General features: G+C 61.1%; 18 protein-coding genes. 10 read left to right on the top strand and 8 right to left on the bottom strand.

Annotated elements, in window-relative coordinates; all coding sequences use genetic code 11:
• Positions 1-27: 27 nt before the first annotated feature.
• The 4 genes from lepB to FIU90_RS08710 are packed head-to-tail and all read left to right on the top strand — an operon-like array spanning position 28 to position 2,796.
• The gene (gene lepB / locus FIU90_RS08725) at positions 28-870 is read left to right on the top strand and encodes a signal peptidase I (RefSeq protein WP_152434389.1); all 843 of its coding nucleotides are present in this window, start codon (positions 28-30) and stop codon (positions 868-870) included.
• Entirely contained in the window at positions 867-1,556 is a 690-nt protein-coding gene (gene rnc / locus FIU90_RS08720) for a ribonuclease III (protein WP_152435776.1), read from the top strand. The genes lepB and rnc overlap by 4 nt, the downstream gene beginning before the upstream one ends.
• A complete protein-coding gene (era, locus tag FIU90_RS08715) occupies positions 1,553-2,476 on the top strand; it encodes a GTPase Era (protein WP_152434388.1) in 924 nt (307 codons plus the stop codon). The genes rnc and era overlap by 4 nt, the downstream gene beginning before the upstream one ends.
• Positions 2,464-2,796, top strand: coding sequence for a hypothetical protein (locus FIU90_RS08710; protein ID WP_152434387.1), 333 nt, complete (start codon positions 2,464-2,466; stop codon positions 2,794-2,796). Before era ends, FIU90_RS08710 begins: the two co-directional genes overlap by 13 nt.
• Positions 2,797-2,927: 131 nt before the next feature.
• Here the strand turns inward: FIU90_RS08710 and FIU90_RS08705 are convergent, their stop codons facing one another.
• Positions 2,928-3,278, bottom strand: a complete 351-nt coding sequence (locus FIU90_RS08705; RefSeq protein ID WP_255478594.1) for a response regulator — start codon at positions 3,276-3,278, stop codon at positions 2,928-2,930.
• A gap of 21 nt (positions 3,279-3,299) precedes the next feature.
• On the opposite strand from FIU90_RS08705, the gene FIU90_RS08700 reads away from it, so the two are divergent.
• Entirely contained in the window at positions 3,300-3,521 is a 222-nt protein-coding gene (locus FIU90_RS08700) for a hypothetical protein (RefSeq protein ID WP_152434385.1), read from the top strand.
• Here the strand turns inward: FIU90_RS08700 and FIU90_RS08695 are convergent.
• From FIU90_RS08695 to plsY, 5 genes are all read right to left on the bottom strand, one after another.
• On the bottom strand, positions 3,518-3,808 hold the full coding sequence (locus FIU90_RS08695; RefSeq protein WP_234029469.1) for a hypothetical protein: 291 nt from the start codon (positions 3,806-3,808) through the stop codon (positions 3,518-3,520). The genes FIU90_RS08700 and FIU90_RS08695 overlap by 4 nt on opposite strands.
• A 98-nt stretch (positions 3,809-3,906) precedes the next feature.
• Positions 3,907-6,450, bottom strand: coding sequence for a type I DNA topoisomerase (topA, locus tag FIU90_RS08690; RefSeq protein ID WP_152434384.1), 2,544 nt, complete (start codon positions 6,448-6,450; stop codon positions 3,907-3,909).
• Positions 6,451-6,553: 103 nt separating this feature from the next.
• A complete protein-coding gene (locus FIU90_RS08685; RefSeq protein WP_152434383.1) occupies positions 6,554-7,270 on the bottom strand; it encodes a glycerophosphoryl diester phosphodiesterase membrane domain-containing protein in 717 nt (238 codons plus the stop codon).
• Positions 7,271-7,291: 21 nt separating this feature from the next.
• Positions 7,292-8,413 carry a DNA-processing protein DprA gene (dprA, locus tag FIU90_RS08680; protein ID WP_234029468.1) on the bottom strand — a complete coding sequence of 374 codons (1,122 nt, stop codon included), beginning with the start codon at positions 8,411-8,413 and terminating at the stop codon, positions 7,292-7,294.
• Entirely contained in the window at positions 8,410-9,012 is a 603-nt protein-coding gene (plsY, locus tag FIU90_RS08675) for a glycerol-3-phosphate 1-O-acyltransferase PlsY (RefSeq protein WP_152434381.1), read from the bottom strand. The genes dprA and plsY overlap by 4 nt, the downstream gene beginning before the upstream one ends.
• Positions 9,013-9,131: 119 nt before the next feature.
• Between plsY and murI the strand changes: the two genes are divergently transcribed.
• The 5 genes from murI (at position 9,132) to FIU90_RS08650 (ending at position 13,234) form a co-directional block, all read left to right on the top strand.
• Positions 9,132-9,902, top strand: coding sequence for a glutamate racemase (gene murI, locus FIU90_RS08670; RefSeq protein ID WP_234029467.1), 771 nt, complete (start codon positions 9,132-9,134; stop codon positions 9,900-9,902).
• A 105-nt stretch (positions 9,903-10,007) separates the two neighbouring features.
• Positions 10,008-11,228 (top strand): 5-aminolevulinate synthase, encoded by a 1,221-nt coding sequence (gene hemA, locus FIU90_RS08665; RefSeq protein ID WP_152434379.1) that lies wholly within the window; start codon positions 10,008-10,010, stop codon positions 11,226-11,228.
• Positions 11,229-11,274: 46 nt separating this feature from the next.
• Positions 11,275-12,132, top strand: coding sequence for a TauD/TfdA family dioxygenase (locus FIU90_RS08660; protein ID WP_152434378.1), 858 nt, complete (start codon positions 11,275-11,277; stop codon positions 12,130-12,132).
• Positions 12,133-12,209: 77 nt separating this feature from the next.
• Positions 12,210-12,902, top strand: a complete 693-nt coding sequence (locus tag FIU90_RS08655; RefSeq protein ID WP_152434377.1) for a nitroreductase — start codon at positions 12,210-12,212, stop codon at positions 12,900-12,902.
• A gap of 92 nt (positions 12,903-12,994) precedes the next feature.
• Positions 12,995-13,234, top strand: a complete 240-nt coding sequence (locus FIU90_RS08650) for a hypothetical protein (RefSeq protein ID WP_152434376.1) — start codon at positions 12,995-12,997, stop codon at positions 13,232-13,234.
• A gap of 17 nt (positions 13,235-13,251) precedes the next feature.
• Here the strand turns inward: FIU90_RS08650 and FIU90_RS08645 are convergent, their stop codons facing one another.
• Positions 13,252-14,004 (bottom strand): enoyl-CoA hydratase/isomerase family protein, encoded by a 753-nt coding sequence (locus tag FIU90_RS08645; RefSeq protein WP_199799324.1) that lies wholly within the window; start codon positions 14,002-14,004, stop codon positions 13,252-13,254.
• A 118-nt stretch (positions 14,005-14,122) separates the two neighbouring features.
• Complete coding sequence (locus tag FIU90_RS08640; protein WP_152434375.1) at positions 14,123-15,328, bottom strand: type III PLP-dependent enzyme; 1,206 nt, start codon at positions 15,326-15,328, stop codon at positions 14,123-14,125.
• Positions 15,329-15,476: the final 148 nt, after the last annotated feature.

Here is a 15,476-nt window from a genome sequence, read left to right as displayed (position 1 = left end):
TTGCCGCTGCGAGTAAGGGGGCTGGCGATGGATGTTAATACCCAAACTGCGACTTCGGGCGATCTGGATACGAATTCGGCCGGAGAGAAGAGTGCCGATAGCCCGTGGAGCTTCCTGTGGTTCGTCGTGAAGCTGGTCGTGGCTGTGCTGCTGTTCAGGATTCTCGTCTTCTCGCCCTTCTCCATTCCGTCAGAAAGCATGCTGCCGCGGCTGATGAACGGCGATTACCTGCTCGCGGCGAAATGGCCCTATGGCTATTCGGGCTACTCGCTCCCGTTTGACGCGGGCCTGCCCGAAGGGCGAATTTTTGCCGGTCAGCCCGAGCGTGGCGAAATCGTCATCTTCAAACACCCGATCGACAAGACAGACTATATCAAGCGCGTGATCGGCCTTCCCGGCGACACGGTTTCAGTGATCGGCGGGCAGGTCGTGATCGACGGCCAGTTCGTGACCAAGGAAGAGATCGAACCCTTCGTTGTGCCTGTCTCGCAGAATACATTTTGCGCGTGGGGCGCAGAAGAAATTGTTCGCGAGGACGGTACGCAGGCGTGCCGGTACCGCCGTTTTCGCGAGACCTTGCCCGGTGGCCGCAGTTACGAAGTGCTCGATTGGGGGCTGACACAGGGCGACAACATCGCGCCGGTCGTCATTCCCGAAGGCCACATGTTTGTGATGGGCGACAACCGCGACAATTCGCGCGATAGCCGTTTCGAGGCGACATCTGGCGATGCGGTGGGGATCGTTTCACAGGATCTTCTGGTGGGCCGTGCCTCGATCATCATCTGGTCGACCGACGGCAGCGCGGAATGGATCAAGCCCTGGACCTGGTTCAGCTCGGCGCGCTGGGGCAGGATAGGTCGTGCGATATGAGTTCGCTTCCCGAAGAGACCCGCGAATGGCTAGAGCGCACAGGCTTCACGGTCAGCGACCCCAAGCTGTGGCTTGAAGCGCTCACCCACGGAAGCTTCAACGGCGGCGCTGCCAACACGGCCGAGGCCGACTACCAGCGGCTCGAATTCCTGGGCGACCGTGTGCTCGGCCTGTCGGTCGCAAGCTGGCTCTACAATGCGCACGAGGCGCCGGAAGGCCGCCTCTCGCAGCGCCTGAACGCGCTGGTGAGCGGCTCGACCTGCGCGCGCATTGCGCGCTCGATCGGCCTTCCCGAACACATCCGCCTCGGCAAGCAGGCGCGAGAGGATGGAGGGGCCGATAGCGACAACATCCTCGGCGATGTGATGGAAGCGCTCATCGGCGCCAGCTTCGTCGAGAACGGTTACGACAAGACGCGCGATTGCGTCTACCGGCTCTGGGAAGCTGAGCTCGTCGGCGATTCCGGCAAGGCGAAACATCCCAAAAGCGCGCTCCAGGAATGGGCTGCGGGCAATCGCCGGGCGATGCCTAAATACGAAGTCGTCGAGCGTACCGGCCCGGACCACGCAGCGCGGTTTACGGTTCGGGTGAGCGTCCACAATGTCGGAGAGGCAGAGGGCGTTGCCAGCAGCAAAGGCGAAGCGGAAAAACGCGCCGCGCAGGCATTCTTGGAGGAATACGGTTGAATTCGAACGAAGCCCCTACCCCTGAAGCTTCGACCCATTGCGGTGTCGTCGCGGTGATCGGCGCACCCAATGCGGGCAAATCGACGTTGGTGAACCAACTCGTCGGCCAGAAGGTCGCGATCACTTCCGCCAAGGCGCAGACGACGCGTGCCCGGATGTTGGGGATCGCGCTGTTCGGGCCGGTGCAAATGATCCTGGTGGATACTCCCGGTATCTTCGAGCCCAAACGGCGGCTCGACCGCGCCATGGTGAACGCTGCGTGGGAAGGTGCAGAGAGCGCCGATGCGATCCTGCTTATCGTCGATCCGATCAAGCAGCGCCGGCACGAGCTCGAGCCGCTGCTGGAGGCTCTGGAGAAACGTCCCGAAAAGAAAATCCTCGTGCTCAACAAGGTCGACAAGGCAAAGAAGGAGCCGCTGCTCGAGCTGGCCGAGGAATTGTCGGGGCGGATCGATTTCGAAGAGGTGTTCTTCGTCTCGGCGCTAACCGGGGACGGTGTGCTGGAGATGAAGGAAGCGCTCGCAAAGATAATGCCGCCGGGTCCGTGGATGTATCCCGAAGACCAGGTTTCCGACGCATCGGAACGCCTGCTCGCCGCCGAAATCACCCGCGAACAGCTCTACCGGCAGCTGCATGACGAACTGCCATACGACACCGCCGTGCGGCCCGAACAATACAAAACACGGCCCGACGGCAGCATCGAAATCCACCAGCAGATCGTGGTCGCGCGCGAGAGCCAGCGACCGATCGTGCTCGGCAAGGGCGGGCAGCGGATCAAGGCGATCGGCGAGGCTGCGCGCAAGGAACTGAGCGAGCTGCTCGGCGTGAAGGTCCACCTGTTCCTGCACGTCAAGGTGCTGGAGAACTGGTCCGAGGACAAGGAAGTGTTCGAGGAAATGGGATTGGAATGGGTGCGGTGAAGAGGTTCACTACAATTGCCCTCGCCACGATCATTTTGCTCGGCAGCGCTTACTGGTATCTCATTGCTGATCGCAGCCTTTCGTCCCTACAGTCGGCAACTATTGGTACGCCCATCGACCAAGCGACGAATGACCTCCGAAAAAGTGGATATCTGGCCATCCGCCCAAGCAACTCGGACCGGTCAAAGAGTTCCTGCGACGATTTCCGCACTTACTACTTCGCCAAGGGTTCGGATCCATCATTCACCTACACCATCTCAGTTGATGAAGATTGCAAGATATCGAGCATCCGTCGCACGCGCCGGGGGCTCGAACTTTAGCTGGAGCTCGATCCGGCACCATCGTCATCGCAAACGCAGCGATCCACCGACCGATAGCTGCGATAAGGAGTGAAAGGCCATGGTTTGCCGCGTCGCCTGCGGCTCCTCGCAATGACGGGCGGATAGAGTTCTCACCCCTGCCCCAACTTCTCCAATTTCGCCCGCAGTGCCGCCTCGTCGAACGGCTTCACGATGTAGTCGTCCGCGCCTGCGCCGATGCCTTCGTGGATGTCCTTGGCTTCGCCGTTCGAGGTGCAGAAGATCACGATCGGTTCTTTCGGCGTCGGGATGGCGCGCAGCTGTTTGACGAATTCGATCCCGTCCATCTCGGGCATGTTCCAGTCGGTCAGCACGATGGCCGGCATATTGTGCTTGCACCGCGCAAGTGCCTCTTCGCCATTTTCGGCTTCGACGGGCACATAGCCCATGCTCTTGGCGATTTTGGAAGAAACTTTGCGAATAACGCGGCTGTCATCGACAATCAGGCAGACTTTGGCGGTTTCTTGCCCGCCTTCAGTTCCATCGAACCGGTCGCGGATAGCCTTCGCCTGCTCGACGACCGCGTCGATTTTCGACTGCTCGCCGCTTTCATGCGCGTCGCGGATCGCTTCCTCGAACCCTTCTGGTGCTTCGACGGGCTGAGAATCGGCGCGCGCCTGTGTAAGCCGTTCGGCGAGCGTCTTGCCCTGCGAATTGCGGTTCGGGCCTGTGTTGCGTTTGATTAGATTTTGAATGGCTCAAGCTCCCCCTCTTGGGTGCCAAAGCCGGTGTCGAACGTGCTTTCGCCCCCATCGCTGCCTGCGGCTTCGCCCGGCGTCATGCGTACGTGGAGATAGGGCATCCAGATGTCGCCATATTCGACTTTCTGGTACCAGACATCGATCACGTCATAGCTCGCCCACATCCCGTCCGGCTCGCGCAGGCGGATCCCTTCGCCGATACGCGGAACGGCCGCAAACCGGATGCGAGCCTGGTTCTGATGAGTCTCGTTTTGGACTTCGATTTCAATCACGGTGCCTTGGTCCCTGGTCTCAGAACCCCCGTGATAAGGAAGAATGCTAAAGGATTTACCAACGCGCCAGCAGCTTTTTTGCCGCCGCGCAAACAGGGTTAAGTACCGGTTGACTTGGCCTTTTTCTTTGCGGTCGCCTTTTTCTTCGGCGCCGCTTTTTTGCGTTTCTTCTTGGCCGGTCCCTTGGCCGCGCGTGCATCGATCAGTTCGATCGCCTTTGCAGCCTCGATTTCCTCGGGCTTGATATCCTTCGGGATGGTCGCGTTGACATTGCCGTCGGTGACATAGGGACCATAGCGGCCAGGCATGACCTTGATCTCGCCGCCGCTCGTGGGATGTTCGCCAAGTGTCTTGATCGGCTCGGCCTTTTGCCGCCCGCCGCCCTTGCGATTGGCCGCTTGCGCCAACGCATCGACGGCGCGGTTCATGCCGATTTCGAACACCTCGCGCGTGTTCTGGAGCTTGGCGTACTTCCCGTCATGGCGAAGATAGGGGCCGTAGCGCCCGATCGCGGCCTCGATCTCCTTGCCGGTTTCCGGGTGAGCACCGACAATGCGCGGCAGATCGAGCAATTTGATCGCCCATTCGAGATCGAAATCGTCGAGGTCCTTCGGGATCGAGGCGCGCTTTTTCGTACCGTCGACTTCCATCTCGACATATGGGCCGAAGCGGCCCGACTTGCGATGGATTTCCGCCCCGGTCTCCGGATGGGTGCCCATGAGGCCATCTTCCGCCGGGTCCGAACCGTCAGCGCCCGGCTGGGCGAAGCGGCGTGTGTACTTGCATTCGGGATAGTTCTTGCACGCGATAAACGCCCCGAAACGGCCACCGCGAAGGCTCAGGCGCCCCCCTTCACGACCTTCCTGCTCGCAAAGCGGACAAAAGCGTGGATCCTTCCCGTCGTCGCGCGGCGGGAAGAGGTAGTCGGACAGGTATTCATCCAGAACCTCTGTAACCTCGGAAGGCAGCTTTTCCATGACCTCCTCGGTCTTGGGCTTGAAGTCCTTCCAGAAGTTCGCGAGCAGATCCTTGTAATCCTCGCGTCCGTCCGAAACAGTGTCGAGTTCTTCTTCCATCCCCGCAGTAAAATCGTACGCGACATAGGTCGGGAAGAATCGCTCGAGGAAGGCTGTCAGCAGCCGTCCGCTTTCCTCCGCGTGGAAACGCCCCTTTTCCATCCGAACATAGTCGCGATCGCGCAGCGTCTGGATGGTCGAGGCGTAGGTCGAAGGACGCCCGATGCCGAGTTCCTCGAGCCGTTTGACGAGTGAGGCTTCCGAAAAGCGCGGCGGCGGCTGAGTAAAGTGCTGGTTCGCTTCGACCGCGTTCTTGGCCGGCAGGTCGCCCCTGTGCATTGCGGGCAGCAGGCCGTCTTCGTCCTCACCCTCTTTGTCGTCGAAGCCTTCCTGATAGACCGCGAAGAAGCCGGGAAACTTGATTACCTGGCCGGTCGCCCGCAGCTCGTGCTGGCCGGTGGCATCGCGCAGGGTCACGGTGGTACGCTCAAGCTGGGCCGCGGCCATCTGGCTGGCCATCGCGCGCTTGAAGATCAGCGAATAGAGCTTCGCCTCGTCCCCCGTGCCCGCCTTGTCGCGGGAGAAATTGGTCGGCCTAATGGCTTCGTGGGCTTCCTGCGCGTTCTTGGCCTTGCTCGAATAGAAGCGCGGCTTTTCCGGACGGTATTCGGGCGAGAAGCGTTCCTCGATCGCCTCGCGCGCAGCCATGATCGCGGACATGTCCATCTGCACGCCGTCGGTACGCATATAGGTGATCGCGCCCGCCTCGTAGAGCGATTGCGCAAGCCGCATCGTGTGGCTGGCCGAAAAGCCGAGCTTTCGCGCCGCTTCCTGCTGCATGGTCGAGGTGGTGAACGGCGGGGCCGGGTTGCGCTTGAGCGGCTTTGTCTCGACCTCTTCGACCGTGAAGCGGCCGCTTTCGACTGCGGCCTTCGCCTCGTTCGCGATCGCTTCATTGCCGAGCGAGAGCTTCTCAAGCTTCTCGCCCTTGAACCGCACCAGTCGTGCATCGAACGGCGTGCCGTCGTGCTGCAGCTTGGCGATGACCGACCAGTATTCCTGAGGCTTGAACGCCTCGATTTCGCGTTCGCGGTCGACGATCAGACGAAGTGCGACCGACTGCACGCGGCCTGCCGATTTGGCGCCCGGCAGCTTGCGCCACAGCACCGGCGAGAGCGTGAAGCCGAACAGGTAATCGAGCGCGCGGCGGGCGAGATAGGCGTCGATCAAAGGCTGGTCGAGATCGCGAGGGTGCGCCATCGCCTCGGTCACGGCGTTCTTGGTGATGGCGTTGAAGGTCACCCGGTCCACCTTGACGGGCAAGGCCTTGCGCTTTTTCAGCAGTTCCTGGACGTGCCAGCTGATTGCCTCGCCTTCGCGGTCGGGGTCGGTCGCGAGCACGAGTCTGTCGGCCTCCTTGGCCGCGTCGGCGATTTCCTTGAACCGCTTCTGCTTGTCGCGATAGAGTTCCCAATCCATCGCGAAATCCTCGTCCGGGCGGACGCTGCCATCCTTGGGGGGCAGGTCGCGGACATGGCCGTAGCTGGCGAGAACCTTGAAGTCCTTGCCGAGATATTTCTCGATTGTCTTCGCCTTGGCGGGCGACTCAACGATAACGAGTTGCATGGTGGTCTGTTCTGAAGTCCCTACACGTGTACGTACGCGCGAGAGTGGGGTCGGGATTCTCGACCCGTCAAGCGGGTAATGCGGTCCCGATCAAATTTTTCCGTCAGCCGAAAACCTCGGCCAGCTCTTCGGTGTCATCGCGCAGCAGGCGATAGGCTCCGACAGCGAAAGCGGTGAACACCGCTGTCGAGAGGGCTTCGGCAAAACCCGATACAACCGCAGCTGGAATGCTCGATATCCCCCCAACGAGGCTCGATACGCCGCCAAGGACGCTTCCAATCACGGCAAGACCGATGAACAAGATCACTGCCGCGCCGAAGATGGACCAGCTGCGACCACGGGTCAGCTCCCAGCTTTCGCCAAACGTGTCCATCGCAGGCAGCTTGCCTTCGATGACCAAAGGCAGGACGATGAGCCAACGGATCGCGATGATGATGCCGGGCACGATGAGAAAAAGAAAACCGAATGTGATGCCTAGCGTCGCGAGGATGTAGATCCCGATCCAAGGCCAGAACCTGCTGAGATTGAGCTCTGTGGAACGTCGGACCATGCCTGCATAGAGCCAGAACTGGAGAACGACCGACGCAATGACCGCTGCAAGGACCACAATGACCGCAAGCGCGCCCAGAGCAAGCAGGTTTTCGCCGATGGTGAACCCGAAATCGAATCCCGCAATCGTGGTTTCGCCGCCTTGATAAAAAGCCGCCACCGCGCTGAGCGGGATAGTTATCGCCAGATAGATCGCAACGAGCTGGGTGTTCGCGCCAAGCTCGGCAAAGGTCTGGTTAAGCAGGTTCGATAATGTCGCTTCGCGTTTCATGCGGCTGTTGCGCCCCTCAGATCAATTCGTTTGATTGCTTGCACCGGTGAGGCTCACCAGTCCACCCGCATGCCGCTCCAATTCCCCGGCGATTTCCAGTTCGAGCAGCGCCATGTGAACCGCAGGAGCGCTCGCGCCCGATTGGCGGATGAGTTCGTCGACACCGACAGGGGCGGTAGATAACAGGCCCGAGACTGCATCGGCGCCCTCGCATGGATCGGCTCCGGCGAGCTCGGCAAAATCGAACTCCATCCCGTTTTCCGCGAACCGAAAGCTTGACCGCGGCGCGCCGGTAAAGCTCTCAAGAAGTTCCGCAACTTCCTCAGGGCTCTGCACAAGAACAGCGCCATCACGGATGAGCTGGTTGCAGCCCAATGAGCGCGTATCGAGCGGTGAGCCGGGGATTGCCATTACCTCCCTGCCCGCTTCTCCCGCCAGCCGCGCGGTGATCAGCGAACCCGATTTGGGTGCGGCCTCGACCACTAGCGTCCCGCTCGCAAGTCCGGCGATCATCCGGTTGCGGCTCGGAAAATGCCGCCCACGCGGCTCGGTCCCCGGCGGTTGCTCGGCAATCAACAGGCCCTCGCTCGCGATCTTTTCCTGAAGCTCTTCGTGTTGCGGCGGGTACGCGATATCGATCCCGCTGGCGATCACCCCGATGGTGCGCGGAAACGCCCCTTCATGCGCTGCGCCGTCGATGCCGCGCGCAAGACCCGAGACTACGGTGAAGCCCGACTGCGAAAGCTCAGTGGCAAACCCGCGCGCAAGCTTGACCGCCGCTGCGCTGGCGTTCCTTGCGCCAACCATTGCGACACAGGGTCTCGATGCAAGCGACAAGTCACCACGGCAAGTCACGATGGGAGGCGCGCTCTCGAGCTCGGCGAGCAAAGCGGGATAATCCGGCTGGTCGTGGAACAGATATCGCGCACCCGCTTTTCTCACGGCGGTGATCTCCGCCTCGATCCGGTTAGCTGGCGCTGGTCTATACGCGCCTTTCCCGCGTCTTGGCAGTTCCGGCATTGCCTCCAGCGCGGCCTCCGCAGTCCCGAAGCGGCCCAGCAGCGCAGCATAGCTGACCGGCCCGATATTGGGTGATCGCAGCAGCCGTATGCGCGCGAAAGCTTCGGCTTGTGAAAGGCTCACTTGCTCGAGCCAACCTTTGGCTCTTCGCCGCGCATCAATCGCCCAATGTTGGCACGGTGCTGGACGAGCACGATCAGCGCGATCGCAATCAGCGCGGCCACCAGTCCATCATGACCGAAGACCGCCGCCATGATTGGCGCTGCCACTACGGTCGTCATCGATGATACCGATGAAATCCTGCTGATTGCCAGCGTCGTCGCCCATATGCCGGCGCAAAGCAGCATAAGCGGCCAGTTGAGCGCACCCAGCACCCCAGCCGCAGTCGCAAATCCCTTTCCGCCCCTGAATTTCAGCCAGGGCGTGAAGCAGTGCCCGGCAACCGCGCCGACCGCAGCCAGTTCCGCAGGCCCGCCGAGCGCGCTCGTCGCGGACGGAAACATCAGGGGCGCAACCAGAACCGGTACCGCCCCTTTCGCCGCATCGAGCAGCACGGTTGCTGCGGCCAGACCCTTGTTTCCGGTCCGCAGCACATTGGTCGCGCCGATGCTTCCACTGCCGATCTTGCGGACATCGCCAAGACCCGCAGCCTGCGTGAGGATAAGCCCGAAGGGAACCGACCCGCAGGCGAACCCGAACAACAATGCCAGAAAGATTTCCATCGCGTCCCTTTAGCCGATCCCGTGGCTTCCCTTTTGTCCGTGCCTAAGTAAAAGACCGCGACATCACAAGTTTACATCGGGCTATTCAGACCATTACCGACGCATCTTCCCCCATTCTCGTGTTCGATTCCGGTGTAGGCGGGCTGACGGTGCTGGCCGCGTTGCGACGAATTCTGCCCGATGCGCCTGTAATCTACGCCGCCGACCTTGCAGGGTTGCCCTATGGCAAGAAGACCGAGGCCGAAGTCGCGGCACGGGTTTGCGGTCTGCTCGGAAGGATGGCGGAGCGTTACCATCCGCGCCTCATCTGCATCGCCTGCAACACTGCGAGCACTATCGCACTCGGCATGGTGCGCGACGTGCTGGAGATCCCGATCGTCGGCACCGTCCCCGCGATCAAGCCCGCCGCTGCAATGACCAGGTCAGGCGTGATCGGCCTGCTCGGTACCGAGGCAACCATCAGGCAATCCTACGTCGACAATCTCGAGCGCGAATTCGCCAGCGACAAGCTCCTGCTGCGCCACGCCGCTCCCGGCCTGGTCGATCCCGCCGAAGCAAAGTTACGGGGGAATCCCGTGGATGCCACGCAGATCGAGCGGGCGGTAGCCGGCCTGCTTGAGAGGCCGCGCGCCAACGAGATCGACACCGTCGTCCTGGCCTGCACCCATTTCCCGCTTCTGCGCGATGAACTTCAAAGCGTTCTCGGCCGGGACGTTGCGCTCGTCGATGGTGCGGAGGGGATCGCGCGACGGATCGTTGCGCTTACAGAAGGTCAGCCGTTCGCACGCTCGGAACCTGACTCCGCCATTACCACCGGCGCGTTCGGCCAGTTCGAAAGGCTGGCCCGCGAACTCGCAAAGCTTGGAATCGACGAAATCCGCGAATTCTAGCTGCGAGCGACTCGCAAAGATCGCGGTGGCAAAACGAGCGCGAAGTGCCTAAATCGGGCGCGTTTCAAGAACCTCTCCAAGCTTCCGCCGACCAAGAGCGCTAGTGTGAACTACGACCAGATTTTCGACTCCGCGATCGACCGCCTCCACGAAGAAGGCCGGTATCGCGTGTTCATCGACATCTTGCGAAACAAGGGCGCTTATCCCAACGCGCGCTGTTTCCATGGTCATAATGGTCCCAAGCCCATCACCGTTTGGTGCTCGAACGATTATCTGTGCATGGGCCAGCACGAAAAAGTCATCGGAGCGATGGAGGACGCGCTGCATGATGTCGGCGCGGGATCGGGCGGCACGCGCAATATCGGCGGTAATACACACCTCCATGTCGAACTCGAAAAAGAACTCGCCGGGCTTCATGGCAAGCAAGCCGCGCTGACCTTCACCAGCGGCTATGTTTCCAACGACGCTACCCTCTCGACGCTTGGCAAGCTGCTGCCGGGCTGCGTGATCTTCTCCGACGAGTTGAACCACGCCAGCATGATTGCAGGCATCCGCAATTCGGGCTGCGAGAAACGCATTTTCCGTCACAATGACATGCGTCACCTCGAAGAGCTTCTCGCCGCCGAGGATGAAGACACGCCCAAGGTCATCGCCTTCGAAAGCGTCTATTCGATGGACGGGGACATCGCCCCGATCCACGCGATCTGCGACCTCGCCGAGAAATACAACGCGCTCACCTATATCGACGAGGTCCACGCGGTCGGTATGTATGGAGAACATGGCGGCGGCATCTCCGAGCGTGACAACGCCGCTCACCGGATCGACATCATCGAAGGAACGCTAGGCAAGGCGTTTGGCGTTATGGGCGGCTATATCGCAGCCGACACGCGCATAATCGACTGCATCCGCTCCTACGCGCCAGGATTCATCTTTACGACTTCGCTCAGCCCCGTGCTCGTTGCCGGCGTGCTGGCTTCGGTGAAGCATCTGAAAGAAAGCAATGTCGAGCGCAACGCGCAGCAGCAGGCCGCCGCGATGCTCAAGCTGAAATTCGCCGAAGCCGGCCTTCCAGTGATGGATAGCGTGACCCACATCGTCCCGCTGATGGTCGGCGATCCGGTGCGCGCGAAGAAGATCAGCGACATCCTGCTCGCCGAGTACGGCGTCTACGTCCAGCCGATCAATTTCCCGACCGTGCCGCGCGGCACCGAGCGTCTGCGCTTCACCCCCGGCCCGATGCACACCGAGGAAATGATGGACGAGCTGACCGGGGCGCTGGTCGAGATCTGGGACCGTCTGGAGATGGAATTGCGCAAAGCCGCTTGATGGGGACGGCGTAATCGCGCATCCTCTACCGCAAGGGAGAGGCACGATGGCGACCACATTCGATCGCGCAAAGCTGGACACCGGCGGATTGACGATCAAACCGATGACGCCGGCGATCGGAGCGGAAATCCTAAACATCGATCTTGGCGCAACCGACATCGCCAGCCGTATTCCCGCAATCCGTGCCGCGCTGCTCAAGCACGGTGTGATCTTTTTCCGCGACCAGGATCTGACGCAGGAACAGCACATCGCCTTTGCCCGCCATTTCGGCGAGCTCGAAGTGCATCCGGCCACTCCCAAGGACCAGCCCAATCCCGAAGTGCTGCGGATCGCCCATGGTCCCAAGAGCCGGGGTCAGGAGAACAACTGGCATTCGGACGTGACCTGGCGCGAGAAGCCTTCGCTCGGTTCGATCCTGCTAGCGCGCGAGGTGCCCGAATGCGGCGGGGATACCTGCTTTGCGAACATGCACCTCGCCTATGAGCGGCTGTCCGACCAGATGAAGTGTTTTTGCGAAGGGCTGACCGCAGTGCATGACATCAGCCGGGTTTTCGCACGGCGGCTGAAAAAGGCTCCAGAAGAGCTTCACGACCAATATCCGCCTATGCGCCATCCGGTGATCCGCACCCATCCCGAAACCGGCGAGCGGGTGATCTATGTCAACACCGCCTTCACCTCTCATATCGAGGGACTCTCGGCAGAAGAAAGCCGGTGGCTGCTTTCCCACCTCTACAAAACCGCGATGGACGTCGAAATCCAGTGCCGCTTTCGCTGGGAGGTCGGTTCGATCGCCTTCTGGGACAACCGCGTGTGCCAGCACCTTGCCGTGTCCGACTACTTCCCCGCTCGCCGCGTAATGGAGCGCGTGACGATTGCGGGCGACAAGCCCTATTTTCAGGGCTGAGTTGGCGGTTCCGTAACGTTCTTTGCCGAGCGCGGCACCTGCGCTAGCTCTCTGCCGAACAGATTCGGGAGAGACGCGTGGGCGGAAACGAAAAGCAGACGTTTGAAGAAGTGGTGCGCGGGCGGCGTTCGATCCGCGGCTATCTCGACAAGCCCGTTCCGCGCGAGCTGATCGAGGAGATTCTCGAGCTCGCCATGCGCTCGCCCACCTCGATGAATACCCAGCCCTGGCACTTTCACGTCATCACGGGCGAGCCACTCGACCGTATCCGCAAGGGCAACACCGAGCGCATCCTCGCAGGCGAACCCGACAGCCGCGAATTCCGTCGTGGCGAACCCTTCGCGGGCGTCCACCGCGAGCGGCAGATCGAGGTTGCCGTCCAACTGTTCACGGAGATGGGCATCGCGCGCGATGACAAGGATGCTCGGCAGGACTGGGTGCTGCGTGGATTTCGCCAGTTCGATGCGCCTGTCTGCGTAATTGTCACCTACGACCGCGAGCTTTCGACCAGCGACGACACCGCCTTCGACTGCGGCGCGGCAACCACCGCGCTCGTCAATGCCGCGTGGTCGCGCGGGCTTGGCTGCGTGATCAACTCGCAGGGCATCATGCAAAGCCCGGTCGTCCGCGAACATGCGGGCATTCCCGATGAGCAGGTGATCATGAAAGCGGTCGCGATGGGCTGGCCCGACCCCGATTTTCCCGCAAACCGGGTTTACACCAACCGCAAGCCCAAGGAGGACGCAGTCCGGTTCGTCGGGTTTGATTAGGTCGTAATCCGAAAGAGCGCCTCTCTCCCGCTTGCCAACCTCGCTTTTGCATGAATATCTTGCGTTGAGGGGCTGAAAGAGGAGAATGCTCGATGAGTGGTTCGCTGGACTGGGAAGCCTATTGCACATTGCACCGCGCCGATGACGGCGGGGGATTGCTCGATGCAGTCAAGAGCATACGCCACGGATCGCTCGCGGAATTGGTCCGGTACATCATGCTGCTACCTTCGGAACGCCGAACGGAATACGTGATCGAGAAGGCCGGCGACCACCGGCTGGGTTACGGAGAAATTGCGGCATTGGCGCGCAGGGACGACTTTCCCTTCGCGTGACTTGAATTTGCCAGCGGCTAATCTCCGCCAAACTTCGGCGCCCGCTTTTCCGAAAATGCTCTGACCGCCTCTTCGTGGTCTTTCGAGGTTCGTGAAAGCAGGAACTGGTCGCGATCCATGAAACTCGTTGCATAAGCGAGCGAGTGCGCACTTGCCTCGATCGCCTCCTTTGCCATGCGGGCAGCTATTGGGGGAACTGCGCAATAGTCCCGGGCAAGTGCCCGGGCCGCGTCGTTTGCTTCACCTTTTCCCACGATGCGGTCGACCAGTCCCCAGGCCAAAGCCTTTTCCGCTTCGACCTTCTGCCCAAGGACAACCAGTTCCTTCGCGCGCGACGGACCGATGAGCGCGACGATCCGCGGGATGGAGCGCCAACTCATGTTCATGCCGAGTGGCACTTCGGGAAGTCGGAAGTGGGCGTCCTGCGACGCGACGCGATGGTCGCACGACACTGCAAGGGCAAGGCCGCCGCCGATGCAGAATCCCTCGATAGCGGCGATGGTGATCTGCTCCAGCCTCGCCCAAGCTTCGCACAGGTCCGGCCCTAGTCGCACGGCTTCGCGCTGCTCGAGTAGCGACATGGAGGAGCGCTTGCGAAGCGCCGGGTCGCCCAGATCGGCTCCTGCAGAAAAGACCGCGCCGCCGGTCAGCAAGACTGCCGAGACAGATGTATCGCGGGAAAGCAGGTCCGCAGCCGCTTTCAATTCCTCCATGGCCTGGACAGAAAGCGCGTTGAGATCATCACCTCGGTCGAAGGTGACCTCTGCCATCCTTCCGGACCGGGAGATCCCGACAAAGTCGCCAATTTTCTCCGCCGATTCCCCGCTATGCATCATCGCCCTCCTGCTCCGCTGGCGAGCGATCATAGGACGAGCTTGTAAGCAGCGCCTAGCGCAAATTGACAACGTTGTCGGTCGGTTCGCGAACGTGCGTTCCGTTGAAGAGGCTCAGCATCGGCTCATCGGTGACGATAACCTGCTCGGCATCGCCGAACCCGTTGAAACCGGTCTTCATCGCTGCGCCGTATGCTCCGAGCATGCCGATCTCGAAGTAGTCGCCCGCCTGGATATCGCCAGGCAGCGCAAAGGGGCCGGCCATGTAGTCGGCATCGTCGCAGGTCGGGCCATAGAAGGCGAAGTCTTCGAGCGGATCACGCAAATCGTCTTCGAGCGCATTGACCGGGAACCGCCATGCGACATGCGCCGCATCGTACAATGCGCCGTACGCTCCATCGTTGATGTAAAGCTCGTTGCCGCGGCGCTTTTCGACCTTCACGATCATGCTCGAATATTCGGCGCACAGCGCGCGGCCCGGTTCGCACCACAGCTCTGCATTGTAGGCGATTGGCAGCGCTTCGAAGTGCTGAGCAATGATCGCGAAATAGTCTTCAAGCGGCGGGGGCTCCATGTCGGGATAGATGCTGGGAAAGCCTCCACCCACGTCGATCATGTCGATCACGACCGAAGCCTCGGCAATCGCCGCACGGGTGCGGTCGAGTGCCTGAACGAAGGCGAAGGGCGTCATTGCCTGGCTGCCGACGTGGAAGCACACGCCCAGCCAGTCGCAATGCTGGCGGGTCTGCTGGAGCAGGCCGGGAGCTTCGGTCAGGTCGCAGCCGAATTTCGATGCAAGCGAAAGCTCGGAATACTCGGAGGAGACGCGGAGACGCACGCACAGGCGAAGGTCGCCAGCTTCCTCGCCGGTTTCCGGGTCGCGGCACGCATCGACAATCTTCTCCAGTTCCTCGATGCTGTCGAGGCTGAACGTCTTTACGCCGTGCTTGAAATAGGCTTCCCTGATCGCGCTTGGCGTCTTGATCGGGTGCATGAAGCATAGCGTGGCTTCGGGAAGAGAAGCCCGCACTAGCCGAACCTCGGCGATTGACGCGACATCGTAATGCGTTACGCCCGCGTTCCACAGGATTTCGATCAAATCCGGGGCGGGGTTCGCCTTCACCGCGTACAGCACCTTGCCGGGAAACTTCTCGACAAAAAACCTGGCCGCGCGCGTTGCGGCTTGGGGGCGGTTGAGGATGACTGGCTCGTCGGGCTTAAGCGCCCGGGCTACAGTCTTGGCGTCAGGGTAAATGTGCAATTCAAGGGACCCCCAGAAGGTTCAGCTGTTTGACCAAACGGTTTTGAGGCTGCCTTGCGGTATGTCCCTTGGGGCAGCGGAAGCGCGCATATAGTCGTTATGCGCGCTCTCGCAACTAGAAAACTTGGGGTTCGCGAAAGTTCCTGCG

This window comes from Erythrobacter sp. THAF29 (genome assembly GCF_009363635.1).
GTDB lineage: Bacteria > Pseudomonadota > Alphaproteobacteria > Sphingomonadales > Sphingomonadaceae > Erythrobacter.
Note: the sequence above shows the minus strand (reverse complement) of the source record. Positions and strands in the feature narration are given on the sequence as shown.

What these genes read in the sequence shown, in the direction of transcription:
- lepB (WP_152434389.1), top strand. Translation starts at nt 28, where the DNA reads ATGGATGTTAATACCCAAACTGCGACTTCGGGCGATCTGGATACGAAT.
- rnc (WP_152435776.1), top strand. Translation starts at nt 867, where the DNA reads ATGAGTTCGCTTCCCGAAGAGACCCGCGAATGGCTAGAGCGCACAGGC.
- FIU90_RS08710 (WP_152434387.1), top strand. Translation starts at nt 2,464, where the DNA reads ATGGGTGCGGTGAAGAGGTTCACTACAATTGCCCTCGCCACGATCATT.
- topA (WP_152434384.1), bottom strand. Translation starts at nt 6,450, where the DNA reads ATGCAACTCGTTATCGTTGAGTCGCCCGCCAAGGCGAAGACAATCGAG.
- FIU90_RS08685 (WP_152434383.1), bottom strand. Translation starts at nt 7,270, where the DNA reads ATGAAACGCGAAGCGACATTATCGAACCTGCTTAACCAGACCTTTGCC.
- plsY (WP_152434381.1), bottom strand. Translation starts at nt 9,012, where the DNA reads ATGGAAATCTTTCTGGCATTGTTGTTCGGGTTCGCCTGCGGGTCGGTT.
- FIU90_RS08660 (WP_152434378.1), top strand. Translation starts at nt 11,275, where the DNA reads ATGGCGACCACATTCGATCGCGCAAAGCTGGACACCGGCGGATTGACG.
- FIU90_RS08650 (WP_152434376.1), top strand. Translation starts at nt 12,995, where the DNA reads ATGAGTGGTTCGCTGGACTGGGAAGCCTATTGCACATTGCACCGCGCC.
- FIU90_RS08645 (WP_199799324.1), bottom strand. Translation starts at nt 14,004, where the DNA reads ATGGCAGAGGTCACCTTCGACCGAGGTGATGATCTCAACGCGCTTTCT.